The sequence below is a fragment of the Methanohalophilus euhalobius genome (genome assembly GCF_900215215.1).
Taxonomy (GTDB): Archaea; Halobacteriota; Methanosarcinia; order Methanosarcinales; family Methanosarcinaceae; genus Methanohalophilus; species Methanohalophilus euhalobius.
Window position 1 is genome coordinate 1 of sequence record NZ_OBDR01000010.1, and the last position, 24,473, is coordinate 24,473.

24 protein-coding genes and 1 pseudogene are annotated in these 24,473 nt (G+C 42.4%); 8 read left to right on the top strand and 17 right to left on the bottom strand.

Features of this window, described 5'->3' with window-relative positions; all coding sequences use genetic code 11:
• The 6 genes and pseudogenes from CP947_RS08205 to CP947_RS08230 form a co-directional block, all read right to left on the bottom strand.
• Positions 1–99: pseudogene (locus CP947_RS08205) on the bottom strand (IS5/IS1182 family transposase); the annotation flags it as partial.
• A 512-nt stretch (positions 100–611) separates the two neighbouring features.
• A complete protein-coding gene (locus CP947_RS08210) occupies positions 612–1,619 on the bottom strand; it encodes a hypothetical protein (protein ID WP_096712731.1) in 1,008 nt (335 codons plus the stop codon).
• Between the two features lie 159 nt (positions 1,620–1,778).
• The gene (locus CP947_RS08215) at positions 1,779–2,879 is read right to left on the bottom strand and encodes a chymotrypsin family serine protease (RefSeq protein ID WP_096712732.1); all 1,101 of its coding nucleotides are present in this window, start codon (positions 2,877–2,879) and stop codon (positions 1,779–1,781) included.
• 420 nt (positions 2,880–3,299) lie between these two features.
• Positions 3,300–4,070 (bottom strand): exodeoxyribonuclease III, encoded by a 771-nt coding sequence (gene xth, locus CP947_RS08220; protein ID WP_165869002.1) that lies wholly within the window; start codon positions 4,068–4,070, stop codon positions 3,300–3,302.
• 233 nt (positions 4,071–4,303) lie between these two features.
• Positions 4,304–4,558, bottom strand: a complete 255-nt coding sequence (locus tag CP947_RS10805) for a winged helix-turn-helix domain-containing protein (protein ID WP_243641495.1) — start codon at positions 4,556–4,558, stop codon at positions 4,304–4,306.
• Between the two features lie 49 nt (positions 4,559–4,607).
• A complete protein-coding gene (locus tag CP947_RS08230) occupies positions 4,608–5,723 on the bottom strand; it encodes an ORC1-type DNA replication protein (protein ID WP_096712734.1) in 1,116 nt (371 codons plus the stop codon).
• A gap of 356 nt (positions 5,724–6,079) precedes the next feature.
• Between CP947_RS08230 and CP947_RS08235 the strand changes: the two genes are divergently transcribed.
• From CP947_RS08235 to CP947_RS08260, 6 genes are all read left to right on the top strand, one after another.
• Positions 6,080–6,646: a hypothetical protein gene (locus CP947_RS08235; protein ID WP_243641494.1), complete on the top strand. Its 567-nt coding sequence runs from the start codon at positions 6,080–6,082 to the stop codon at positions 6,644–6,646.
• Positions 6,647–6,951: 305 nt separating this feature from the next.
• Complete coding sequence (locus CP947_RS08240; RefSeq protein WP_096712735.1) at positions 6,952–7,257, top strand: DUF134 domain-containing protein; 306 nt, start codon at positions 6,952–6,954, stop codon at positions 7,255–7,257.
• A gap of 14 nt (positions 7,258–7,271) precedes the next feature.
• Entirely contained in the window at positions 7,272–8,105 is an 834-nt protein-coding gene (locus CP947_RS08245) for an Mrp/NBP35 family ATP-binding protein (RefSeq protein ID WP_172425464.1), read from the top strand.
• 34 nt (positions 8,106–8,139) lie between these two features.
• Positions 8,140–8,838 (top strand): DUF169 domain-containing protein, encoded by a 699-nt coding sequence (locus CP947_RS08250; RefSeq protein ID WP_096712737.1) that lies wholly within the window; start codon positions 8,140–8,142, stop codon positions 8,836–8,838.
• On the top strand, positions 8,804–9,547 hold the full coding sequence (locus CP947_RS08255; RefSeq protein WP_096712738.1) for a prenyltransferase/squalene oxidase repeat-containing protein: 744 nt from the start codon (positions 8,804–8,806) through the stop codon (positions 9,545–9,547). The genes CP947_RS08250 and CP947_RS08255 overlap by 35 nt, the downstream gene beginning before the upstream one ends.
• Before the next feature lie 42 nt (positions 9,548–9,589).
• Positions 9,590–10,030: a bactofilin family protein gene (locus CP947_RS08260; protein WP_096712739.1), complete on the top strand. Its 441-nt coding sequence runs from the start codon at positions 9,590–9,592 to the stop codon at positions 10,028–10,030.
• Between the two features lies 1 nt (position 10,031).
• Here CP947_RS08260 and CP947_RS08265 read toward each other — a convergent pair whose 3' ends face one another.
• From CP947_RS08265 to CP947_RS08275, 3 genes are all read right to left on the bottom strand, one after another.
• Complete coding sequence (locus CP947_RS08265) at positions 10,032–10,787, bottom strand: ABC transporter ATP-binding protein (RefSeq protein WP_096712740.1); 756 nt, start codon at positions 10,785–10,787, stop codon at positions 10,032–10,034.
• Positions 10,788–11,567, bottom strand: coding sequence for an ABC transporter permease (locus CP947_RS08270; RefSeq protein WP_096712741.1), 780 nt, complete (start codon positions 11,565–11,567; stop codon positions 10,788–10,790).
• Positions 11,568–11,650: 83 nt separating this feature from the next.
• Positions 11,651–12,655: an ABC transporter substrate-binding protein gene (locus tag CP947_RS08275; protein ID WP_096712742.1), complete on the bottom strand. Its 1,005-nt coding sequence runs from the start codon at positions 12,653–12,655 to the stop codon at positions 11,651–11,653.
• Positions 12,656–12,827: 172 nt separating this feature from the next.
• Between CP947_RS08275 and CP947_RS08280 the strand changes: the two genes are divergently transcribed.
• The gene (locus CP947_RS08280) at positions 12,828–13,355 is read left to right on the top strand and encodes a helix-turn-helix domain-containing protein (RefSeq protein ID WP_013036798.1); all 528 of its coding nucleotides are present in this window, start codon (positions 12,828–12,830) and stop codon (positions 13,353–13,355) included.
• Between the two features lie 44 nt (positions 13,356–13,399).
• On the opposite strand, the gene CP947_RS08285 is transcribed toward CP947_RS08280, so the two are convergent.
• The 6 genes from CP947_RS08285 to CP947_RS08305 all read right to left on the bottom strand — a co-directional run bounded on the left by CP947_RS08285 (position 13,400) and on the right by CP947_RS08305 (position 21,818).
• Entirely contained in the window at positions 13,400–17,158 is a 3,759-nt protein-coding gene (locus CP947_RS08285) for an S-layer protein domain-containing protein (protein ID WP_096712743.1), read from the bottom strand.
• Between the two features lie 21 nt (positions 17,159–17,179).
• Entirely contained in the window at positions 17,180–18,169 is a 990-nt protein-coding gene (gene thiL / locus CP947_RS08290) for a thiamine-phosphate kinase (protein WP_096712744.1), read from the bottom strand.
• A complete protein-coding gene (locus CP947_RS10580) occupies positions 18,144–18,284 on the bottom strand; it encodes a hypothetical protein (protein ID WP_164909029.1) in 141 nt (46 codons plus the stop codon). Before CP947_RS10580 ends, thiL begins: the two co-directional genes overlap by 26 nt.
• An 88-nt stretch (positions 18,285–18,372) precedes the next feature.
• Positions 18,373–19,191 carry an anaerobic ribonucleoside-triphosphate reductase activating protein gene (locus tag CP947_RS08295; protein WP_096712745.1) on the bottom strand — a complete coding sequence of 273 codons (819 nt, stop codon included), beginning with the start codon at positions 19,189–19,191 and terminating at the stop codon, positions 18,373–18,375.
• Positions 19,169–21,397, bottom strand: coding sequence for an anaerobic ribonucleoside-triphosphate reductase (nrdD, locus tag CP947_RS08300; protein WP_243641563.1), 2,229 nt, complete (start codon positions 21,395–21,397; stop codon positions 19,169–19,171). Before nrdD ends, CP947_RS08295 begins: the two co-directional genes overlap by 23 nt.
• A gap of 166 nt (positions 21,398–21,563) precedes the next feature.
• Entirely contained in the window at positions 21,564–21,818 is a 255-nt protein-coding gene (locus CP947_RS08305; RefSeq protein ID WP_096712747.1) for a glutaredoxin family protein, read from the bottom strand.
• A gap of 329 nt (positions 21,819–22,147) precedes the next feature.
• Here CP947_RS08305 and radB point away from each other — a divergent pair, with 329 nt between their 5' ends.
• On the top strand, positions 22,148–22,825 hold the full coding sequence (gene radB, locus CP947_RS08310) for a DNA repair and recombination protein RadB (protein ID WP_096712748.1): 678 nt from the start codon (positions 22,148–22,150) through the stop codon (positions 22,823–22,825).
• Between the two features lie 11 nt (positions 22,826–22,836).
• Here the strand turns inward: radB and CP947_RS08315 are convergent, their stop codons facing one another.
• Positions 22,837–23,565, bottom strand: a complete 729-nt coding sequence (locus CP947_RS08315; protein ID WP_096712749.1) for an RAD55 family ATPase — start codon at positions 23,563–23,565, stop codon at positions 22,837–22,839.
• Between the two features lie 521 nt (positions 23,566–24,086).
• A complete protein-coding gene (locus CP947_RS08320) occupies positions 24,087–24,461 on the bottom strand; it encodes a hypothetical protein (RefSeq protein WP_096712750.1) in 375 nt (124 codons plus the stop codon).
• Positions 24,462–24,473 lie beyond the last annotated feature (12 nt).

Consider the following 24,473-nt stretch of genomic DNA (forward strand, 5'->3'; position numbering starts at 1 on the left):
TTTTCGCTTGGAGTATTTACAACTATAGATTGGAAGATGGGATCTTCCAGCTACAGACATAGCTGTATCGATAAAGTTTAAGTAATCGCTTGACAAAATGCATTCACCCCCTTTGTGTTTTTGTGGTCAAAATCACATTGGGGGCCTCTTCTTATAAAAATGATAATGTATTAGTGGAGGTTAGAGGAAAGGGTTTCTACAGAGCCGATATAATTTTTATTTATCCCTGTCTTAGTTACATTTACCAATACCTTTGGAGACAGATATAAATAACCCGTATCCTCTGGTTCTATGGCACTCAATGTACACCATGTCGTCAATATAACCATCAAAATACACATTAACATCATTTCTGCCCCATCCAGTATTAATTAGCAAAAACATCACTTTAGACCATGGGATTCAACCTCAAATGATGTAATCCAGTCCTGCCAGGCTCCGACGCAAAAACATCACTTTAGACCATGGGATTCAACACCCAATGCAACCACATGCACGGTTTGAAAACTCTCTTTTTGATTTCCTAATTATTAATCACAGAAAAGTTCCATTGAAAATTTACTAATGGTACATCATAATAATATTTCTTGTTAACATGGGAACAAGAATCATCACTTTCTACTTATTGCCAGCATCACCAATCCAACGATAAGCAGAATTGAAGTGAAGCCTGGTAGTTGGTTGTTTGCCCCCTTATCTTGTTCTGTTGTTTCATTACCTACTATTACAGGATTTCCATCTTCATCAGATGTGCTTTTCTCTTCAACGATTGCTTCATCTAAAACAGCACGTTTCTCCCATCTAAACACCACAGGTACCCCAGTTATGCCAGCTTCCTGTTCAAAGTGACTGTCTATTGCTTGATAGACTTCATCAATTCCTGACTCATTTATTTTTTCAGGGCTGTCCATATCCATGCCCACAAACAGATATCCATTTATGCTGACTCCGTAACCTGTTACAGGTCCGCCAAATTCAGCAGAAAATGGGCGAACTTCTCCGTCCATTGAATGGCCGAGTGAATCTATCCACCTTCTTTTTTCACTTTCTTGTTCAATTACGGGCATTGTCCCATAGACCGCTATAACAGATGGATCGTTTTTAGCATTTTCAAGGGTCTCCGGTCCATAGTCAAGAAGCGGTATATCTTCATCATCCTCTGTCCACATAAAAACCACTGGAATTTCATTGATTACTGCTTCCTGTTCGCAGTATTCATCTATTTTCAGGTATATCTCATCAATCTTTGACTCATTTATTTTTCCCTGATAAGAGGAACTCAAGTACACTTCCAGAAATTCACCAGCATTACCGATGGCATATACCGACGGATCAAATTCGACAAGCGATTTTTCGGTTGATATGGATAACCAGCATTTAGATACCGAATTATTCCATTCCTGATCAATTGTTTCGGGAAAAGTTCCCCTGCTGGCTATGAATAGCGGTTCGTCCTTATATTCTTCAAAATAGGAATTAGAACTATTCGAATCAGAGATTTCATCCGTATGTCCAGAATCATTTACCTCGTCATCAACTGCACTTGCTGAAACTATTGATAAGATAGAAATAAAGAACATCAGAATTACAATTTTGTAAATTTGATTTTTTATAAGCATTTTCTTCCACTCTTATATGCTTCATATGATTTATGCCAACAGTTTAATAATTATATGGACAATATATAAAACTATTTAACTTATATACGAATAAATCTAAAATATAAAAGCCAGATTATACGTCAATAATCTGGCTAAACCACAGAATACATGATATTCTTACGTCAAAGGTTCTACATCCAAATCTAACTCAACTCCACTAATTGGTGAAAAAAGGGCGTTTGTAGCAGTACTGCCCCAATGTACACCAGAGATCATTACTTGATTTCCATATTTCTTAAAGATAGGTGCACCACTATCACCATTGTCGGAATCATAATCTGCAGAAAGTTGATCATAAAGAGTTCCAAAAACTGGGTGGTTTATTTCATCCCACTCTTCTTCGACATAGCCATATGTCCGGCCACTGGTAATTCCTGACATGTAGACTTTGCTGCCTAAGTTTGGATCGTAATAATTACGTACATCCCTAACATCATCAACATCTTCATAATAGATATCATCTTCAACATTACTGGCTTCAACCCATGCAGCATCTGCAAAATGGCCCGTGATGTAAGTTACTTCACCCACTTTTCTGGTTGAACTGGGTTGATAAATGTCTCCTCCGACACTACCAGCTGTCATAGCAGAATGTCCAGATATTACAAACCCTTTTGTTCCAGTGCTGTTTTCTGCAGCAAATGATAACGTTGACTCATACCATGTGTTTGTTGCATTTTGGTATATTATCCTTATACCACCAATCATATCTGACCATTCATCGTCACGTTCATCAAGATAAACTTCTTCTCCTTTTCTGAAAACTACCGGCACATTAGATATTTCTAATTTTTTTGCATTTGTATCCACAATACTGTAAAATTTATCAATTGTAGATTGGTCAATATCTCCCACTTCCTTATCAAATTCTACAAATATATATCCCCCATAGTTTACACCAAACCCTAACAGAGGACCACCACATTCTTTCATATAAGGATGAAGTTCACTTCCAGAATTGTTAAGACTTTTTCTGAGAGTCGCCACCCATTCCACTTTTGTTTTATCATCTGTAAGCTCAGGTACTGCTCCCCTGCTCTCAATTACACTTGAATCTTTCTTCAGGGAATCAAATGTGTTTGCACCATACGCCGGGAAATAATATTCTTCTTCGAAAGAGTCATCATGGCTGGAATCAGACGCTCCTGCCCACGCAAATCCAATGAGCATTATGCTTACAAGCAATATGCTCAAACTTATTTTTGTAATATTCTTCATATATTTACCTCATTTGTTCAATTCTGCTCCCGAGGCAAAGTTACGCTTATATACTGTAAACAGCAAACTAGCTCTGCCTCCGGGCCGATGTGGAGTTCTGGTTGGTTAATATTCATCGGAACCCCACATTGTAAGATCTCGTTCGACGTTAAACTATATATTACGTGTCATAATTCAATTAAACATGAGTGATTAATCTTCATCGCTTCGATTAACAACCAGAATTCCCGAAACGGCATCCCCTGAGAAATCAGAACTAGAGACAAAATATTAATCCTTTTCCAGCTTAAAATGAAATATACAGAATGACTATTGATTGCGAAAATTCAGTCTGTTAGAACAATAAAATTCAAACCCATAACTGCAAAAACAGACTCTCAACAAAATGACAGAAGAAAATTCCCTCTTCATTGTTGGCCCTTAAAATTGAAGCTTAATTCCAACAGGACAATGGTCCGAACCAGTCACTTCCCTAAAAATAGAAGCCTCGATTAAATTCGGCTCCATATCATCACTTACAAAAAAGTAGTCCAGCCTCCATCCCACATTACGATCCCTTGCCCTGGTTTTCAAATCCCACCAGGTATAATTACCATCATCTGAATTGAAAAGCCTGAAAGTATCAATGAAACCATGAGAAAGGAACTTATCTATCCATTCCCTTTCAATTGGGAGAAACCCGGAATGGTTTTCATTTTGCTTTGGTCTTGCAATATCAACCGTTTTATGAGCCGTATTCAAATCCCCACAGACAACTATGGAATATCCCTTGTCTTTTAAGGCCTGTGCATAATTCAGGAGAGCCTCATAGAAATCCATTTTATACTGAAGCCGCTCATCTGAAGAATTACCATTGGGAAAGTAAATATTAAAAAGTACAAAATCATCATAAAAAGCGATTAAAATCCTTCCTTCATGGTCAAAACGGTTTATACCAAAGCCGTAACGAACCTCTTGTGGCTGGACCTTACTGTAAAGGGCAACCCCACTATAGCCTTTCCTTGCAGCAGCACTGAAATAACTGTAATAACCATCTATGCGCCTGATATTTGGTGGGAGCTGGGAAGGGCGGGCTTTTGTCTCCTGCAAACACAGAATATCAGGTGATTCAGAATCCAACCATTCCAAAAATCCTTTTTTAGCAACTGCCCGCAAACCATTGACATTCCAGGAAAGCAGTCGCAGGTTTATTCCCCCTCATTTTTCACAGGAGAAATACCTATATCGACAGCTCGAATAGTAGCAATCACTTCATCCCCCTCACCGACATCCAGATTTCCTAATTCCTTTTCCCTCAGTATAGAAGTTAATACTGCAGACTCAACTTCAATCTGAATCCTGGAGATTCCATCAGAAGATTCTACATTCCTGACCTTACAGGGAATATTATTGATCTCACCCTTATTTTCAGAGGATAATTCTTCCTACACCATCCTGTCAACATACTCACGATTTAGCTCATATTGATTTATCAGATCCCTTCCATACTCTGTAAGAAAAGTACCCTGCTCCTTACCTCCTCTTACAGTCCTTACAACATCGTGTCCGGTTCTTAAATTCATCTTCTTCAATATGTTCCAGGCATGTTTATAGGAGATCTGGAGCTTTTCACAGGCTTTTTTCAGGGATCTCTCTTCATCTATAGCCTTCAGGAGACGTACCTTACCGGCACCAATCACAGGTTTGCCTTCATGTGTCAGCCATACTTTTGTACGGGTTTCCAGAATATCAACCCCTAATGCATTTTATTACATCATCTGCAGGATAATTCAGACGAATAATACGGGTTCTGCCCCGCATACCTTCACCTGAAAACGAAACATCCAGATAATGCGAATCTTTTAATTTATTCACCAAACTATAAAACCGGGTATATCCCAATTCATTATTGTCATTGAAAAGTTCATAAAGTTCGCCTGCTTTGATTCCATCATTTTCCGCCACAAGCCGCAAAATCTCTTTTTCATTATCTGAAAGGGATGATATGTTACGCCTCAGATGCAAAAGGCGTGACGATTCATAGGCCTTATCCACATCATCCTCTGAAATGTTTTTGCTTGCCCTTTTTTCTGCATTCAGGCCTGATCTCTTGAGTAGATCGATACCAACACGCAGATCACCGGTCAAATCGACATAATTCACTATTTTCTCTCTGACTTGATCCGGGACTACTTCCGGATAGAAAGCCAGCTGGATTCGGGAAGAAATGATGTCTCCTATTTCGTCATAAGAATAAGGAGGAAATTCAATCTCTTCAGGCAGGAATACAGAACTCACCTTTGGATCAAACCTGTAAAGTTTTCCCGTATCACTTACAATCGCAATTACACCCATTTTCACACCGGGATACTGTTCATGGGCTCGTAGTATGGAATACATGATCTCATCGGCATGCCCGCCGTGGAATAAATAATTGATATCATCCAGACACACCACCATTACCCTATCCTTTTCGATAAGTTTCAGGACAATTTTTTCAAAAAGTTTCCTGAAAGCTACTCCTGAAGACGGCGGGTCTATATTGAAAAGTTTGCGATATATGCGTGAAACAACAGCAAAGCGGGTGGAATCCATCTGGCAATTGATCTTTACAAGGACCACATTCGAGGTGTGTGCTTCTATTTCTTCAAAAACCTTCAATACAGCACTGGTTTTTCCGGTGCCGGGTGGACCATAAACAAGACAATTAATAGGTCTCATACCTTTTACTGCAGGCTTTAAGCTATAGATGAGAGATTGCAACTGAGAATCCCGGTGCATAAATTGTTCGGGGAGATAATCCAGTTCCAGTACGATGGGATCTCTGAAAATTGTCTCATCCCAGAGAAGCATATTATCTTTCATATACCTGACTCCTAAACCTATTATCAAATTCCCCTGTAAATATAATAGCTTTTTTGCAGGGCAATTTGCGCTTTGTCCGAAAAATCGATTTGTCCGAAAATTACATTGAAAAGCTTGATGCATTCTAATGCAGATCACAAGCACATCGAGCTTACCCTAAAAGTCCCATACATTAGAGCTTAAAACATAACTTTGTAGTCAAATGTCATACATTGCGATCAAATTCGATGATTCAGTTCAAGAAAAGAACATCCACAAGATCCTTTTGTTAAATTTTTCCCAGTGGCCATTTTATTATAGATGTGATTCATATAATGATATACCAAATCATAATGGTGGATTGAGGGTAAGAACGGATGAATAGAAAAGAAGGATTGCTAGTGTTATGTATTGGTATGGTATTGTGTCTATGTCTGACACCGTCAGCAATAGCTTCGACTGGAGAAGAAAACAACACCCCAGTCAAAGATGCTGCTCAATTAAAGATGGAAGAGTTGGAGGCTGAGTTGGGTGAAGAAGGAATGCAAGAAGTCCAGGAATATTTGGAACTACAGGCATCTTTGCCACATGTGGTAAAGGCATCTCCTTATTCATATATTGCCTTTGCTGCAACTGATGAGGAAAGTCAAATTGCATATATGACTGGAATAGATGAGTCTGATTTAACTGAAGAAGAAAAAGAAAAGCTAAAAGCAGAATTGCAAGATATCTGGGATAGGTATCCTGATGGTTTCAAAATTGAAGACAATGAGCCCTTAGAAGTGATTGCTGGAATAATGGAGCAAAGATTCATTGAATCAGAAGAATCTAAAAGAGATGATTTAGATAAATCGGTGAGTAATGAGCATTCAAGTAGCCAGTTTCAATCCAATATAACTTTGCTTAGTATACTTGTGACAAGCCTGCTTATAGTAACGATATGATTCAGGCGACCTTAAAATAGATTTGTAGTCAAAAAAGTACTTTATAATCAGATTCCAAATTTTGTAGGCAAGAGCACTTTATAGACAAGCCCGATTGTGGATGTAAGTTATTTTGCCAACAGGTGCGCAACATATTATTAATTGAACCAACCGCTTTGACCGAAAATCACTTTGAAAAATCTTGATACTTCTTGATGCAATTACACCACCATCCGTTTTGTCCGATAAATACCTTGTTTGTCGGACAAAACGGGCAATTTGGAATCCTTTATATATTTGCTCACCTATGGGTGATTGGTTAACGTATGAAATGCAGGAGAGGAAGACCAAAATGCCCCCGCAGGATACGGGCAGAGCCCAATATTATGTGCTTTAAACCCTGCGGCATACCAAGGTCTGAAGTTGAGGTAGTAGAACTCGCATTTGAGGAACTGGAGGCCATCCGGCTTGTGGATGTGGATGAGCTGACACAGGAAGAAGCAGCCCTTGAGATGGGAATTTCCAGAAGGGCTTTCTGGGAAGAACTGAAAAATGCGAGGAAAAAAGTCGCCAGAGCTCTTGTTGAAGGGCAGGCCATAGATATCAAAGGTGGAAATTACACTACTGAATAAATGGAGTCATTAAAATGAGTCAAAACATACAGTCAGCTGAAAGTCTGGTAAATTCCAAAGTTGAAGAGCCAAAACTCGTATCGAATCTGCGCGGAATAAAAAACAAGCTAATGGTAATGAGTGGCAAAGGCGGCGTAGGAAAAAGTACTGTTTCTGCAAATCTCGCTGCAGCCCTTGCCAGACGCGGGAAAAGGGTCGGGCTGCTTGACAGTGATATTCATGGACCAAGTATTCCCACAATGTTTGGAATTGCTGACAAGAGACCCGAAGTTGGAGAAAAGGGGATCCTGCCTGTACAGGTTGCCGATAACCTCAAGGTTATGTCCATAGGTTTACTGCTGGACGATCCGGATTCCCCTGTTGTCTGGAGAGGGCCTGCCAAGATGGGAGCCATCAAGCAGTTTCTGGAAGAAGTTGACTGGGGAGTGCTGGACTACCTGATCATAGACCTGCCTCCGGGCACAGGAGATGAACCATTGAGTATAGTACAGTTGCTGGGCAAGGTCGACGGTGCCATCATTGTCACAACTCCCCAGGATGTAGCACTTACAAGTGTAAGGAAATCCCTGAAATTTACAGAAATGCTGGAAGTACCCCTTATCGGAATGGTCGAAAACATGAGCGGTGTAATCTGCCCCCACTGCAATGAAGAAATACAGGTCTTTGGCGGTGAATCTGTAGAAAAGGCTGCAAAAGATTTCAACACCCCCATACTTGCTACATTGCCCATCGAACCCGATGTTTCATCATCAGGGGACAAAGGAGATGTATATGTCAATGATGACAAATCCATCTGGAAAGAAAAATTCGATTTAATCGTTAATTCTGTGGAGGAAAAGTTCAACTAATCTTCCATTATATTTTAAGGGCAAGGGAATTTTTATGGAAAATAAAGAGATAAGTGACAAACTCAAGGAAATACTGCAGCTAAGATACGAACCAGTAGCCGTGAAATTGGTAAAAAAGAGCGAAGATATTCCTGCAGACTTTAACCAACCCGAGAAGAAAACCCGTCATTGCCAGTCTATCATGAAAGCAAGGACTGGCGAATGTCTTGTGATACCGGCAGATAAACATGCATGTGTGGTAGGTGGTTCCAGTCTGGGACTTTTAGAAACACCTGACAATGTAAGAAGCGGGGAATTCCACTCCAAAATCGGCATGTTTGATACACCTGAAGCAGCTGCTAAGATGATAGAGGAGAGGGCAGAATTCGAAGAGTGTTCCATGCAGGCAACAGTAGTTTGTCCTCTTGAGAAGGCTGACTTTAAGCCCGATGTAGTGGTTCTGGTCGACCTTCCGGAGACCCTTTACTGGATCGTACCAGCGTTTACTTTTGAAAAGGGAGGGAGGGTAACCCTGAGCACAGCATCGTTCCAGGCCACCTGCGTAGATTCAACGATAATTCCCATCCAGACCGGCGATGTAAATTTTTCCATGGGATGTTTCGGATGTCGCAGGACAACCGATATAGGCAGGGATGAAATGCTGGTGGGAATTCCAGGCCCAATTCTTGAAAATATAGTAGAGCATCTTGAAAAACTCTATGAAAAGCCTATCAAGAAAGCCAGGGGATTGTAAGATTCAGACAAAGGAAACTAAATATAAAGATGCAGCAAGAAGAGGGCTTGATTGGCTGGATGAAAATCAGCCTGTGACCCTCAAGGAATATGCCAGAAGCACAACAGCCAGCTACCTCTGGGGCAGGGGATATACCCGTACAGCCACCCTCATAAAAGAGATTCACAGGTCACAATCTTTCAGGGAAATTTGCAGAGGTGTATCGGCCCTTGCCACAATGGGGATTTACTATCCTGCATTCACCCATTATATCAAAACCAAACAGAAAGGTGGCAATTTAGAAGATATATATGATAGAACTTATGCCCTGATTGCCCTTGCAGATCTCGAAGTGTCCTGCCCCGGCGAATGCCAGAAAATCATAAAGGATTTTGATAGCACATGGGAACATCCCGGTACAATTGCATTGATCATAATTTGCCTCATGAAACAATCAAAACTGACAGGAACAGATCACACTGATTTTATCCGGGAAAAATCCGACTGGTTATTGTCCCGGATGCAGGAAAACGGTGGCTGGAAGTTCATAGCAACCAGCAATCTTGTAATGCAGGCATTGATAATGGCCGATCGCTCTGCTGAAATAGACCAATCTATCAGGTGGTTACTGAAAAAACAAAATGATAATGGTAGCTGGGGTAAAAATAACGGAGATATTACGGCTACTGCACAGTCATTGATTACTCTTGCTCTGTATCTCAATGCTTAAAGCAGAAGGGCTAAAATACAAGCCATTTATAATATTGAAACCATGAATGAAAACAAAGAGAACATCATGAAATTCCATCCACAGAGCAATACCTACATTCTCCGGAAAAAATCCTATTTTGAGCAAAATGTAAGCCTGGATGGAAATCTCATTACAGGACCCGATACTAATTTCTGGAAAAACCTGAAAGTTGCCGGCAACGTAGAACTGGGCAAGGGTACAGTTATCAGGGGAAGCCTACATGCAGAAGAAGTGATATTGGGCCCTGATTGCAGGGTTGACGGGGATATTCATGCCAGCAGGAATGCGACTCTGCTTGATCGTTGTACAATTGGTGGCCATGCCACTACAGATGGCTGGATGAAAGTACGACCTGGTTGCAATCTAAAGTTTGTAAGGGCAAAAAAAGAACTGGAACTTGTTGGTAAAGTCAATGTTGAAAGTATAGAATCAGGCACGAAAGTAATCATACATTCTGAATGAATTACTTATTTTCTTCAGCCAGCATATTCAACAGATTGTTACGCAGTTTATTTGCAGAGGTACTTGTCCTGTCCCTGGGCCGGGGCAGATCAACATCAATCATTTCCTTTATTCGCCCGGGTCGAGAGGTCATGACAGCAATCCTGTCGGAGAGATAAACTGCTTCATCCACGCTGTGTGTTACAAAAAGAATTGTTATCTTTTTAGATTCCCATATCTGTAACAGTTCCTGCTGGAGTTTATTGCGTGTCTGGGCATCAAGGGATCCAAAAGGCTCATCCATAAGTAAAACCGCCGGATCATTTGCAAGGGCTCTGACAATAGCAATCCTTTGTCTCATTCCCCCTGAAAGTTCATAAGGATAACTATCCCTGAACTGCTCAAGGCCTACAAGCCTCAGATATTCTTCAGCAATCTTCCTGGATTCCTTCCTATCCATACCACTCATATCCAACCCAAATGTCACATTGTCCATGACCGTCCGCCAGGGAAACAGGGAATATTCCTGAAAGACCATTCCCCTGCGTGGGTCAGGAGAGGTTATCGTTTCGCCATCCAGCAGTATCCTGCCCGAATCCGCCCTGTCCAATCCGGCAACAATTCGCAAAAGGGTAGTTTTTCCGCAACCTGATGGACCAATGATACAGACAAACTCACCATCCTTCACCTCAAAATTGACATCCCTGAGAGCATCGGTAGCCTCTCCTTTATCCTTCTCAAAACTCTGCCCCACATTCTCAATCACAAGTCTGCCCATTTAAACAACGACTCCTTTTCTCCATTTGAGCAATTTCCCGTCCACATACCAGCGGAAAATACGATCTATCAACAATCCCAAAAAGCCCAGAATAAGCATATAGACCAGCACGAAATCCATCTGGTGCAGATAATAATGCCACCAAATCTTGTATCCCAGACCGTTTTTACTGACACCGAACATCTCAGCTGCTACCAGACACATCCAGCCAACACCCATTGCGATTCGTATTCCAGAGGCTATGGAAGGAAGAGAATAGGGCAGAGCAACATGCCTGATAAGTGAGGTGCTCTTCATGCAACCAAGTACCTTGCCAGCTTCCACATAAACCCTTGATACACTCTTAAAACCCGCTACTGTATTAATTATTATAGGGAAAACTGCGCCCACAAAAACAACAAATCCGGCAGATTGGTGGGTCAGACCGAACCACACAATTGCAAAGGGAATCCATGCAAGAGGAGGAATAGGACGTACAATCTCGATTAAGGGGTCAGTAATCCTGTCCACTGTTTGGAACCATCCCATTGCAATACCTATGGGGATACCCACTATTAGTGCTGATATTATACCTATTCCAAAATGCAACAGGCTTATACCAATATCTGTAAACAGAACACCCCTTTCAACTATGGTGATAAAGGAATAAACTACATCGGTAAAACTCGGAAGAATAAATGTGTTCCCTATAACAAAATCAGCTATCAGTTGCCATATAATAATGGCTGTTACCAGGGAAATGATTTCTATGCCTTTTTTTGAAACCGGTTTGGTTTTCATAATTCCTCCGAAAAATGTGTGGAGATAGAAATCCCCACTTCCGGCGACCTATAATCAACAGGTCCTTAAAAAGTTTACTGTTTTTATTCAGCTGTAGCCTGCTCGTAGAAGCTCATGTCAAACATGTCTGCCCGAGTGAATTCTTCATTTACATAGCCAAGTTCATACTGGATCTGTGCATAGTCCACAGTGGATTCTGCAATAATAGTAGGATCAGCAATCAATTGACCATCCCAATCTTCCAGGGAAGCACGGATTACATCAACATCCCATCCCTGCCTGTCTGCATAGAGCTGTGCAACTTCATCCTGGTTTTCGTTACTGTATTCTGTACCCTTTATATGGGTCTTTACAATCTCAGTCACCAGATCGGGATGATTGCGTATCAGGTCTCCGCTTACAACAACCACACAACAAACATGATCGGGAAGCATTTCACCGGAATATACAACGGACCTGCCGTTGCCCTCCTCTGCAATCAGAGTAGGAGCTGGGTGTGGAAGGAATACTGCATCTACCTGTCCTGCAGATATCGCAGAGATTGCATCACCGGGACCCATTGCTTTTATGTCAACGTCATTATCCGGATCAATACCATTATCTTTCAGCCAGTTACGCAGGATCGTATCCTGAATTGTGCCCGGTGGGAAGGTTGCAATGTCTAAGCCTTTGAGATCATCAGGACCTTCATAGGTAATATCAGGACGCAGGACAAGATCGGACCCCTGGGAATTCGCAGCTGCTACTATTTTGGCATCAAGGTCACTGGCCAGAGTTGCCACAAAAGGAGCCGCCCCTACATAGGCCACATCCAGATCTCCTGCAAGCATGGATTGCATTTCAGGAGCGCCGGTCGGGAATTCATATTCTCTCACATTTTCCACACCATAGGGAGCAAGATCCTCTTCCCACCATCCCTTTTCCTTGGCGGTCATATAGGCAAGCTGATGTGTACTCGGCTGGTATCCTATATTGAGAGTGCTCACATCAGGCACTTCTTCGGTGTCTTCCTGAGAAGTGCAACCTGCGAGAAAGACTCCGCCTGTTACCATAAGCATTAATATCAGTATTGTATTGATTCTTTTCATAAGTAACCTCCATATTATATTTTCAGTGACAATATTACTATATAGCCAATATAGTAGATTGACAAAGAACCTTATTTATAACTTGCCTTTTTTCACAAGATAATATCCTAAAAGTATTAATAAGAGAGGATTTATAGCCTTTAAAAGACATTTATTTTCAGCAGGTGGAAAAATGAGTATTGCAGACAAAGTTATCGAATCAGCATTTGAATCCGATGAAGCGTTCCAGCATACTTTATTGAAGGTCATCAAGGAGGACCTGGGTCTTACAGCGATAGAATTTTCCGAGCATTCCTCCATTCCACCAAGTACCCTTTACAAACTTATGTCCGGCAACCGGGAACCAAATTTACGCACGATGCGCCAGATCGTGAAAACCATAAAGAAACTCGAAGGCTATGAGGGCGGTGAATTCATAGCAGTAATAGCATCCCGTCCGGTACTGGATAACATTAAAGAGACAAAACGGAAAATTCACGGGAACCTGTGCACCATACGTGAATATGCGGCTACCTCCATGGAAGAAGCGATCATTGCGGCTGTGCGGGCTGAAAGGGAAGGGGCAAGGGCACTTGTTTGTGCACCTATCGTAAGCCCTACAGTGGAAAAAATCATCAAAATACCCGTATCCACCATTATGCCAAGGGATAGTCTTCTCGAGGCAATCGAGAATGTGGCACGAAAAATGGAAATGGAATAAAAAAAGAAAAGAAGAGCGCTTTTGTAAGCGCTCATATTCTGGCATTACCTGCCCAGCATGGAACGCAGGGATTCTGCGATCTCAGCGAATTTGGCAGTTCCGCCTGTGGCAAATATGTAGGCTGCACCTCCACCAACTACAAGGAGAAGGCCACCAAGGACATACCATACAATACTTGTTCCCTCTTCCACATCCAGAGTTGTTGAAAGGCCGCCTGCCTTTACAAGATAGGTACCTGGCTCACCTGCAGTAGAGGTGAATTCAACGGTTGTGGAATTGTTCTGCTCAAGAGTGATTTCCTGACTGTCTGTCACATTATCATTGATCGATAACTCGACAGTGTAGGTGCCCTTTGCATTACCCGTGTTGGTCGAGTCAAGCATTACCGTGAATTCCTCACCGGCAGTGGCAGGTGAGGGTTCGATCCTCAGATTACTGAAGTCAAATTTTGCTGCCAGTTCATTGACCTTGATGTTCAATTCTGCATCAAGGTAGCCATCCACCCTGGCTTCCAGCTTGTGGGTACCGGGCTCTTTGGGATTGTAGGTTATGGTGCCGTCCTCATCAGTCTTACCCAGGGATTGGCCGTCAAAGAATACCTCGGCATCCTCCAGTGGTTCTGAACCTATTGCCTTGACCACAGAGATGGTTATCGGTGTACCCTCAAAGACTTCCTCCGGGGAAACTTCGATACTGATCTTTTTGCTTTCATCCTCAGGAGATATCACTTCAAAGTTCCCTTCTGATGAAACATAACCTTCCTTTTGCGCTGTTGCAGTAAAGTTCCCGGCCTCATCAGCATCATACTCGAAAACACCTTCATCTGAGGTGGTTCCGACCTTTTCACCATCAATTAGTATCGATGCATCCTTGATAGCTGCTCCACGGGAGGTTACTGTGAAAGTGATCTCCTCACCTTCGACAACGGTGGTTGGCTCGATATCAATGTTCAGGGATTCATCGGGTTCGGTTTCCACTTCAACGAATGGGTAGTAACGGACAGTACTGCTGTCATCGGCAACCTTGAACTTGATCTCGCCCATGATGTCGATGGTGCTGTCTTCATCAAGGTCTATGTCATCTTCATTTTCCAGAGTAATTGGATTCGTACTAGTGACTTCCATCTCCCCAAATGTATCGCCATCGTCGACTTCCAGGTAATCTTCGGATATCTGGAAGATACCTTCGACAAAGACTGCACTTGTTTCAGTACCGCTGAATACATTATTGAAATGGACAACGATTATTGGGACATCGTCTTCACTGCCAAGATCTTTCTCATAAACATATTCATCGTTGGAAGATATTACACCCGAGTCAACTTCATCTCCATCCCGGGTCAGTTCAACCATTACTCTTTCACCATTAACATCAATTTCCCGGATATTAAGGGTATAACCTTCTTCCAGAATCAGGGAAGATCCGGTATAAACCGATTTTTCATCGTCCTCGTCTATCAGGACCTTTGAAAGCTGACCGTTGGACATTAGATCTGAATCATAGGTTTCATCTCCGAACTCACTTTCATTATAGCTGGCAAAATATTTCTCGGCCATGAAACCTATTACATTATATTTACCCCAGTTATTGTGTTCAAACTCTACAGGTACAGGTTCAGCTTTATAAGTTAGATTTCCTTCATCAATTGACCGTCCATCGTATTCCACAGTAAGAGATTCACTGCTTACCCCCTCATCTATGTCATAATAGAAACCTTCGAAGTTCAATGGAGTCCAGGTGAATCCCTGTTCTTCAGCAATGGTACCTCTGAGTTCATAGGTACCGGGTTCGGACATGTCGACAAAGGGTGCAAATCTCAATACATCACTATCGTCTGCTACTATGAATTTGAGTTTGCCCATGAGGTCAATAATGTCACCTTCTTCAAGGTTGATATCTCCTTCCTCATTTTTCATTTCTATTTCAGTCTTACTTACACTGGAAATCGTCATCTCACCGTATTCATCGTCTTCGTCAATTTCCACATAGTCATCGGAAATCTGGAAAATACCGTCTATGGAAACAACATTTGTCTCAGTACCGCTGAATACGCTATCAATGTGTACTGCAATTAAGGGTACATCTTCCACACCTCCAAGGTCCTTTTCATAAACATAGGTTTCACCGGAGGAAAGGATTGCATCATCTACCTCATCTCCATCTTTGGTCAGGCTCATCCATACGCTGTTCCCGTTTACGTCCACCTGCTGGATATTGAGGTTGTAACCTTCCTCAAGAGCCAGAGATGACCCGGAGTAGATGGATTCGTCATCATCTATATCCAGAAGAACCTTTGCTAAGATGCCGTCTGACATCAGGCTGAGGTCGCTATCTACAATAGATGCAGATGTATTTTTATAACCAGCAAAATATCGCTCTGCCATGAAGCCTATGATCTGGTAATTGTCCCAGCCAGTGTACTCAAATTCCTTGGATATAGGCTCGGTACTATACACAAGGTCATTTTCCTTTATCTCACGACCATCGACATCAATCTCAATTGTCATTGACTCGGAAGTGTCGCCTGTGTCAAGGTCATAGTAGAAACCGGAGAAACTGCGGCCATCCCAGGTGTAAGTGGTGGATTGGTTTGCTTCTTCATCCCAGATACGGTTGCCCCATTCGTAAGTGGCGGAATGAGTCATGGTAGTATTTGATACCTCGGTTTCGTTAACATTACCACTTGTATCAACAGTCTTTACTTCAATAGTATATTCTGTATCAGAATCCAAACCCGTTGCATTGTATTCTGAAACAGAATTACTCAAATTGGTAATATGCTCATCCTTAAGATCGATTACTGTATGATTAAAATCGTCATCTATAGGATTCTCCCATGTCCACTTTATCCAAGTACTTCCTATTTCAGCAGCGGATAGAGAAGATACTGGAGATGGAGGAGTTGTGTCAGAAGTTGTTGTAGCTGTTTGAGTTACCCCACTGGTATTTACATTACCACTTTCGTCAACAGTTCTTATTTCAATTTCATATGTGGTATTTGGAAGTACCGACTCAGTATAGTTATATGAACTGTCAGGCTTTGAAACATTTGCTTCCCAATTATCATCAATATATATTTCCGTGTGATCAAAGTCCTCGTCACCAGGATTTGTCCAGGACCATTCAATCCAGTATGCAGAAGTAGTATTGGTTAAATCACTGATACTGGCTGGTGGTGTTGTATCAGGATTAGTTGTTGTAGCTGTTTGAGTTACCCCACTGGTATTTACATTACCACTTTCGTCAACAGTTCTTATTTCAATTTCATATGTGGTATTTGGAAGTACCGACTCAGTATAGTTATATGAACTGTCAGGCTTTGAAACATTTGCTTCCCAATTATCATCAATATATATTTCCGTGTGATCAAAGTCTTCGTCACCAGGATTTGTCCAGGACCATTCAATCCAGTTTGTAGAAGTAGTATTGGTTAAATCACTGATACTGGCTGGCGGTGTTGTATCTGAATCAGTAGTTACAGTATCAGTAGTCGCAGTATCGTTTTCCCACGCAGAAAAATTCCCCCCATCATCTACAGCACGGGTTGAAATATCGTGAGATGTATCTGAAGCAAAGCCAGATGCATTATAATACTCAGTTGTCACATTATCTTCAAATGTTCCATCAATATACACAGAAACGTGACTGAAATTTTCAGTAGGATTATCCCATGTCCAGTTTATCCAAATAGTTCCTGTATCAGACGCATTAAGATTACTAACACTTGAAATTGCAGATGCACTGCCACAAACAACTCCAAATATCAGTAAACTAGCTATAATTAATTTAAATCCGGTTTTCATACCATAATCTCCTTTGTATAATCATATCTGTTCAGATGCACCTATATGTAAATAGCCTTTTCGAGTAATAGCAAAGTTTGTCTTATCTTTGCCGATTAAGTTAATATCCGCATCAATGTCAACAGTTTCTCCTACAACAGTTAAATATGATTCGGTCTGTAATGCCTTGAAACTCTTCCTTGGAATCGTTACCAATAACTCGAAATCCCCGCCTGAATACAGCGCCAGTTCCAGGGCTTCTTGCTTGCTTGAAGCAATTTCAAACACACGCCTGTCTACTGGCAGCAATTCTTTCCTCAGGACAAACCCCACCTCGTTGACCGAAGCAAGATCATACAGCGACAGTGCCAGCCCGTCACTGGTATCCATGGCAGAGGTCACAGCACCGCTTTTTGCAAGCATCCTGCCCTCGGCAATCCGGGGTACGGGTTCCAGAAGGGGTTTCATGAAATCGCTGTCAATATCCATATTTTTCAGATAGGCTTTCAGGGCTGCCCCGGCTGCCCCAAGGGTGCCGGTAACACATACCAGATCTCCCGGTTTTGCCCCTTTGCGGGTGAGAAGTTCTTCTTTGGAAACCCTGCCCAGAGCAGTTCCCGTGATGGTAAGTTCCTCATGGGAATCCACATCTCCTCCGATTACCGAAGTTTCGCAGAATTCTGCACAATCCCGCATTCCCCGGGCAATTTCCCGGCTGTCCTCCAGAGACATGTTTTGGGGATAGCCCACCGCTGCAAGCAAACCCAGAGGCTGGCCGCCCATTGCAGCAATATCACTGAAATTCACCGCAGCAGCCATCCAGCCGATCTGCCAGGGAGTCATTGTATCGGGAAAATCGGTCCTCTGGTGCAACATGTCCGTAGTAACTACAAGGTACTCCCCGCCAAATTCAAGGACCGCACAGTCATCATCCCCGGCAGGCACCTTTAATTCATCTTTCCCCCTGCCAAAAACTGAAGCCAGCTGTGCGATAAATGCGCGTTCATCAATATCCTTTATCCTTGATACCATCGAAACCTCCGGAAATATCCAGTGCCTGCTTTCGCATGATAGCAGCAATACGCATGTTGCGGTTTACGAAATCAGAAGGCATCGGAAAAAGCCAGAAAGCACGTCTGCAGATCAAGTACCTGCAGGACAGGCAATGATTCAGCAGGTATGCTTCTCACAACTATATCTTATAAAGGTACTGCCGACACATATAAAGAGGTTACTTAAACTGCAGACTGATCTGAAGTTATTTTTTCAGTGCCATTTTTGCCTGTACGTATACAGACATTATTCAGGAAAGAAGTTGCAGCATAACCCAGAGATAAAAGTTCATCCCGGCTCAGGGGAGACAGATCCCTCAGGTTCCTGTCCATTGAATGTTCCGTTTCACCCTGCTGGATAAAATAGGCAACATCTCTGCCAGCACATTTAGCAATAGAAGAAGCAATCGATTCAATATCCCCGGGACTATCCATAAAACCCGGCAGCACTGTTGTCCTTAATTCCTGCAAGAGTCCATTTTCCATAGCCAATTTTATGGAACGTTGCACATTATTCACAGCATCTGCCGGTGAAATTGTCACAGAAGGATAGGAACCATAACCAATCATCCTGCCATAATCCTCGGCATTTTCAAGAGAGGCTTTGACATCGATGAAAACACCATCAACCAATTCCTTTTCGAGAAGGTCTTCTAAAACATCAGCGTATACACCATTGGTATGTATCCCGACCAGAAGTCCCATATCCCGGGCCATTTGAGCGATTCCGGAAACTGCCTGCTCCTGTTGCAGGGGTTCTCCACCGGAAATTACTACAGAACTCACAAAGGGACGGGAAGTTTCCATTAACTGTTTTATCTGGGAACTTTCGACCAGCTCATAACCATTCAAAATAGAATAATTCTGGCAGTAGGGACACCTGAAAGGACAATCCCTTAAAAAGAAAACTACGGAAGCCTTGCCCGGCCAATCGAGGGTAGAAAGGGGGACATAGTCCCCGAAATTTACCTCGAAATCTTCAACGCATGTCTGCTGAGCCATATCTCATCCTGTCCGCAAGTTCTTGTTTCTTGGCAGCATTCCATCCGCCTACAGACTGGATATAACCGGTAACCCTGGAAAGGTGCTCCACATTATCTGAATCACAATTCTCACAACTGTCCTGCAATCCGGACATCATATGAAAATCATTCATACAGACAGTCATATCCTTTGTAAAAGCAAAGTAACCGGTCTGGGTGTTGCGTGCAAGATGCATGGTAAAGTCTTTCAGTCCCTTTGCATCGGGAGAGCCTTCACCAAGCCAGATGTGCATGATATTACCCCCATCAACAATAGGGAAGAATACATGCTCCACATTGATCCGCTCCATCAGGGACAGGTCTGCTCCCGGTGGTACATGTGTACCATTGGTGTAATACACAGGCAAATCGTGCGTTTCCTTGAGTCTGGAAATCGAAGCCTCCACATCTCCCTTGAGAACCGAAGCAGCCATTTCCCTGTACTCATCATGAAGCAGGTCTGAAACAGCGAATCTCTGACAGGTAGTTTCAGCAGGCGTCCGTGCAAGAGCTATCTCAATTCCATGTTCCTCTGAAATCTTGCGGGCATGCATTTCCATTTCTGTCATTGCCCTGACTGCAACCTTGAAAGCCTCTTTTGACTCATGCATCTGGGAGCCTGTATGGTACTGGACCATCTCATTGATACCCACCACACCGATGGTAAACACAAGACTATCCATATCAACAGCAACAGCACCTTTCTTACCGGTAACCGGGTCTTTGGGTTGTTGTGTGGCAAAAGGCATCCTGCCGGATTCAATGATCGGGGTCATCCATTTGAGTTTGGTCTGGAATACCTCAATTGCCCTGTCCATCAACCCCTTAAGTCTTGAGAATAGTTCCTCATCATTACCCTGTGCCTTGTAGGCAGCCCTTGGGCAGTTCAGGGAAACAACCTGCCAGGAACCCATGGAAAAGTGTTTTCCGTCCTTGAAGTTGAGCTTTTCTTCAAATTCATCATCATCTTCTGCATTTGCCGAAAACTGATAGGCACAGCACTGGTAACAGGAAATTCCTTCACCTGCACCCCTGTAAGGAGGAAGCTGGTTATCAAAGTAAGGAGTGCCAAACTTGGCGGTAAGTTCGAATGTCAGGTTATAAAGATCATCATAGGTCGGAAGTTCCGGATGGGCACGATTGAACATCTCATCCTCTTCCATGAAATCAGGCTCAATGGAAATCTCCGGTTTGGGGAAATTAAAGGGTTTACCCCAGTAATCACCTTCAAGCATGACATTCATAAGTGCCTGGAAGCCAAGGCGGACCTCTCTTTCATACTCACCATAAACCCTTACGTCACTACCATCCGAACCATCCCAGACACGTCCGCGATAGACTACAGGTTTATCTCTCCAGAGTTTGGGGACCCCGGGAGAAAGCTGTACGGAGGAAAAAACAAGCTGTCCTCCCCGGGCTACCATCATCTGAGTCATCTCATAAACGAACATCTGCATCAGCTGTTCGATCTCCTTGTAGGACTTACCCTCTAAAAAGGGCGCAAGGAACGTAAGGAAATTATAGAATCCCTGCCCTCCGGCAAAATTAGTCTGGGCACTACCCAGAGCTTTCACCGCATGAAGAACTGCAACTTCAGCTTTCATTGCCGGACCGGCAACACTGGCCTTGGCACCGGAACCATCCGGCATGAGTCCATAATAGAAGAAATATCTCAAATCCCAGTCCTGACAGAAAGCCCGGGTTCCCATGTATTCCAGATCATGGATATGCAGATCACCATTCAGGTGAAGGTCGGAAAGTTTGGGTGGCAGAAGTAAAAGATACTGTTCCTTGGAGATTTTGTCGGCCTTCTTTTTGTGCGAGGTTTCCGCATTCTCCTGGAGATTGGCATTTTCCTTGGCTTCAAAGCCGGTACCCATATCGATCTCGCAGGCATCATAAACAGGAGTACCTACCCTGGTGGAAATATTACGCCATTCCACATCATTGTGCTCAATCAGGACCATATTAACAACTTCCCTGATGAGCGGGCCGGAGAGGAATCTGAGATTCATACTACGAATCCTTTTTTCCGTTTCCTTTGCTATACCAAAGGCCTCATCCCGGGTGATAGCCGGGATACCATGGAAACGTTCACTGAGAGAGGTTTCTTTCAGTAACTGGTTTACAACGATATTGCGGTCCCATTCAACCATGTGTCCGTCAGTGGTCCTGACTTTAGGCATTATTGAAACAAAACTCCCGTCAAGAGTCTGCTGTCGTGGAGATGATTCGGAAGTAGTTTCAACAATACTGGAGGAAGGGATGGTGTCCTCAGGGACACCACTTATATCGGTATTTTTCACTTTCTTTTCAATTTCTTCTGCCATAGAATCCATATTAAGCCCCCATTTAATTTAGCAAATCCTGAAGGACATCCATATCCACATCACTACCTTTGAATAAATTGTCAGATGTAAGGAATTCATCCCCTATCTGCAAGACAGGTGCTTCACTTGTAAAGACACCATTTATGCGCAGTTCTGTAAGTGCTTCCGCAGAAGTCATATCTGCTTCTTCAAACTGTACATTATTCTCTTTTAGCGTCGCTTTCAGACGGGCACATTTCGGGCAGACATCGGTGGTATAGATAATAATTTCAGACATGATACTCCATCCTTGTAACAATAAACACCATCAGGAGAGCCAAAGAAGATAGAAAGGAATCAACAATCATGAATCCGGTTTTGATTTCCCCTAAACGACTGGCTTCCCACAGTGAGTAGATACGAAATAGGATTCATTCATTTATAATGCTTTTTCAGCCTATGTCTGGATACACTAAAATGTGCCTGGTAACAAATGTGATATACAATAAAATAATCTAAATGTTCTGAATTTATTGCATTATCCGATCTGGTAACAAACAAATAAGAACGTTTCCAAAAGATGTATAACCTAAACACCGATAATAGCAGTAACTTGAACCAATTGAGGTGTACAATATAACCGACTTACTTACATCAGGGTGCAAGCCCATAGATGAACTGCTTGGAGGTGGGTTCGAAGCAGGAATTGTGACCCAGATATATGGAGAATCCGGAAGCGGAAAGACAAACCTCTGCCTCCAGCTTGCAGTCCATTGTGTAAAGAATGAGAAAAAAGCAATTCTTGTTGATACTGAGGCAATCTCCCCGGAACGATTCAGTCAGATAGCAGGTGAAAATGCCAGGGAAATCGCCCAGAACATAATCATCTACGAACCCCACAGTTTCGAGGAACAGTATTCTGCAATCCACGAGATAGAAAAAATAAGTGCCCAGAACATCGGACTTATAATTGTTGACTCAGCAACTGCTTATTACCGGTTTGGCCTTGAAGATGAAGAGAAAAGCATCCGCACCCGCAGAGAACTTGCCAATCAGATTGGCTATCTGCACGGCCTGGCCCGCAAGAGAGGAATTGTAGTTGTTATCACAAATCAGGTATACTCAGACATAGGAACCGGCAAACTGAAACCTGTGGGTGGCAGTACGGTCGAACACATGTCAAAAACCATAATCCAGCTTGAGCGTACAGGGGAGAATAAAAGAAAAGCCAACCTGCTCAAACATCGCTCCCGTCCGGAAGGATTGAGCAGGGAATTCACAATAACCCAGGAAGGGCTGAAGTAAAATAAGAATATTCATTCCAGATATGGAGACTGGGCAAGCACCGACATCCCATTATCCGAAATATTAAGTACACGCACCTCATTGATTGTGCTCGACCCCCTCAGTTTCATAACAAAGATCGTACGCTGGAGATTATTACCCACCCTGACACGTTCCAGTTTGACAACTGAATCCGCACCATATTCCACCATCTCATCAAGACCAAACATCTTGCCAACTGAAATCACAGAAGTTACATCGCGGCTGCGCAGGACACCAAACACATCATCTATGAGGGTTCTCAGTTTGTAATTTGAATCTATGGCAAGGAATAGGGCTTCAATTGAATCAATGAATACCCTCTGAGGCTGCACATCATCTATTTTGCTTTCAATTAGTTTTTTGAAACTCTTAATAAGCTCTGAGGGTGCGATTTCCACACTTTTCTGGAGACGAAGCCCCGGCTCGGTGATATCCACAAAAGAAAGTAAGCCATCATCCTCAAGTTTCTTAAAATCCCAGTCAAAGGATGCTTTCATTTCCCGAACAATGGATTTGGATTCTTCCGATGTGATTATACACATCACCTTCTCCCCGTTCTTTGCCCCTTCATAAATGAACTGAGATCCAAAAATTGTTTTACCGGTTCCTGATTTCCCGGAAACAACGTTTGCAGTACCTTTAAAGTACCCGCCTTTGAGCATCTCATCCAGTCCCTTAATACCAGTACTAACCCTTTCAGGAATTGTCGTCTCCTCCATTTGAAACACCTTGTGAACCACACCACACTTACGCATGATGCTTCCTGCTTCATACCTTTTCCCAACGAAAAACAAGTCCGCAGGCTCTACCCGTAGTTCCTACGGTGCTTTAAATATATTAAGCTTACTTGGTTATCGTAAACTTATGCATTACATTATGTAATTAATATTTTTATACTTTTGGTACGCATTCATCCCCGTAGCTTACGCAAAGGGGTATTCTGGGCTCTGTAGAAAACCCTTTCCTCTAATTTCCACTAATACATTATTATTATTATTATTATTATTATTATAAGAAAAGGTCCCCAATGTAATTCTGGATAGACAAAATACATTGGGGATGAATGTATTTTGTTCCAGATTTCCAATATGGAACTCTCATTAAATCTGTGATTTAATGGTATACCGTCGTAATATTACAGAAATATAGACAGGACATATTCTATTTCAGTAATTATTCAAATGAGGATTTCTACAGAGCCGGATTCCTGATATAAAAATTCATGTATCTTTCCCGGAATTTAACAAAAATCGCTTTCATAAGACGTATCAGGTTCTTCGACGACTTCAAGCAACACCTCACTGAAAAGCAATTTTTCCAGTGTACGCGTAACATAGCTGCGTAGCTGATGTTTACTTATGTCCTCCCCAAGACGCAAGTCAGAATCAACCTGAACTCTCCACAGCGCCAACCGGAAATTTTCAGGGTCCTTTATGTCCATAGTATAGAATTTCTCCAGGAAAAACGGAAGAATAAAAGGATTATCCACAACTTCACACAATAAGAGATATTCTTCAGCTAAAGAATTTGTGATATTCAGGTCCTGTGTACCCACAATAAGCCCTAATGTATCCAGAGAATAATCCTTGCCCTTAATATTGACACAATTTGTCATAGAGAACTCCGA

What these genes read in the sequence shown, in the direction of transcription:
- CP947_RS08210 (WP_096712731.1), bottom strand. Translation starts at nt 1,619, where the DNA reads ATGCTTATAAAAAATCAAATTTACAAAATTGTAATTCTGATGTTCTTT.
- CP947_RS08215 (WP_096712732.1), bottom strand. Translation starts at nt 2,879, where the DNA reads ATGAAGAATATTACAAAAATAAGTTTGAGCATATTGCTTGTAAGCATA.
- CP947_RS08230 (WP_096712734.1), bottom strand. Translation starts at nt 5,723, where the DNA reads ATGAAAGATAATATGCTTCTCTGGGATGAGACAATTTTCAGAGATCCC.
- CP947_RS08235 (WP_243641494.1), top strand. Translation starts at nt 6,080, where the DNA reads ATGAATAGAAAAGAAGGATTGCTAGTGTTATGTATTGGTATGGTATTG.
- CP947_RS08240 (WP_096712735.1), top strand. Translation starts at nt 6,952, where the DNA reads ATGAAATGCAGGAGAGGAAGACCAAAATGCCCCCGCAGGATACGGGCA.
- CP947_RS08245 (WP_172425464.1), top strand. Translation starts at nt 7,272, where the DNA reads ATGAGTCAAAACATACAGTCAGCTGAAAGTCTGGTAAATTCCAAAGTT.
- CP947_RS08250 (WP_096712737.1), top strand. Translation starts at nt 8,140, where the DNA reads ATGGAAAATAAAGAGATAAGTGACAAACTCAAGGAAATACTGCAGCTA.
- CP947_RS08255 (WP_096712738.1), top strand. Translation starts at nt 8,804, where the DNA reads ATGAAAAGCCTATCAAGAAAGCCAGGGGATTGTAAGATTCAGACAAAG.
- CP947_RS08260 (WP_096712739.1), top strand. Translation starts at nt 9,590, where the DNA reads ATGAATGAAAACAAAGAGAACATCATGAAATTCCATCCACAGAGCAAT.
- CP947_RS08265 (WP_096712740.1), bottom strand. Translation starts at nt 10,787, where the DNA reads ATGGGCAGACTTGTGATTGAGAATGTGGGGCAGAGTTTTGAGAAGGAT.
- CP947_RS08270 (WP_096712741.1), bottom strand. Translation starts at nt 11,567, where the DNA reads ATGAAAACCAAACCGGTTTCAAAAAAAGGCATAGAAATCATTTCCCTG.
- CP947_RS08275 (WP_096712742.1), bottom strand. Translation starts at nt 12,655, where the DNA reads ATGAAAAGAATCAATACAATACTGATATTAATGCTTATGGTAACAGGC.
- CP947_RS08280 (WP_013036798.1), top strand. Translation starts at nt 12,828, where the DNA reads ATGAGTATTGCAGACAAAGTTATCGAATCAGCATTTGAATCCGATGAA.
- CP947_RS08285 (WP_096712743.1), bottom strand. Translation starts at nt 17,158, where the DNA reads ATGAAAACCGGATTTAAATTAATTATAGCTAGTTTACTGATATTTGGA.
- thiL (WP_096712744.1), bottom strand. Translation starts at nt 18,169, where the DNA reads ATGGTATCAAGGATAAAGGATATTGATGAACGCGCATTTATCGCACAG.
- CP947_RS08295 (WP_096712745.1), bottom strand. Translation starts at nt 19,191, where the DNA reads ATGGCTCAGCAGACATGCGTTGAAGATTTCGAGGTAAATTTCGGGGAC.
- nrdD (WP_243641563.1), bottom strand. Translation starts at nt 21,397, where the DNA reads ATGCCTAAAGTCAGGACCACTGACGGACACATGGTTGAATGGGACCGC.
- CP947_RS08305 (WP_096712747.1), bottom strand. Translation starts at nt 21,818, where the DNA reads ATGTCTGAAATTATTATCTATACCACCGATGTCTGCCCGAAATGTGCC.
- CP947_RS08315 (WP_096712749.1), bottom strand. Translation starts at nt 23,565, where the DNA reads ATGGAGGAGACGACAATTCCTGAAAGGGTTAGTACTGGTATTAAGGGA.
- CP947_RS08320 (WP_096712750.1), bottom strand. Translation starts at nt 24,461, where the DNA reads ATGACAAATTGTGTCAATATTAAGGGCAAGGATTATTCTCTGGATACA.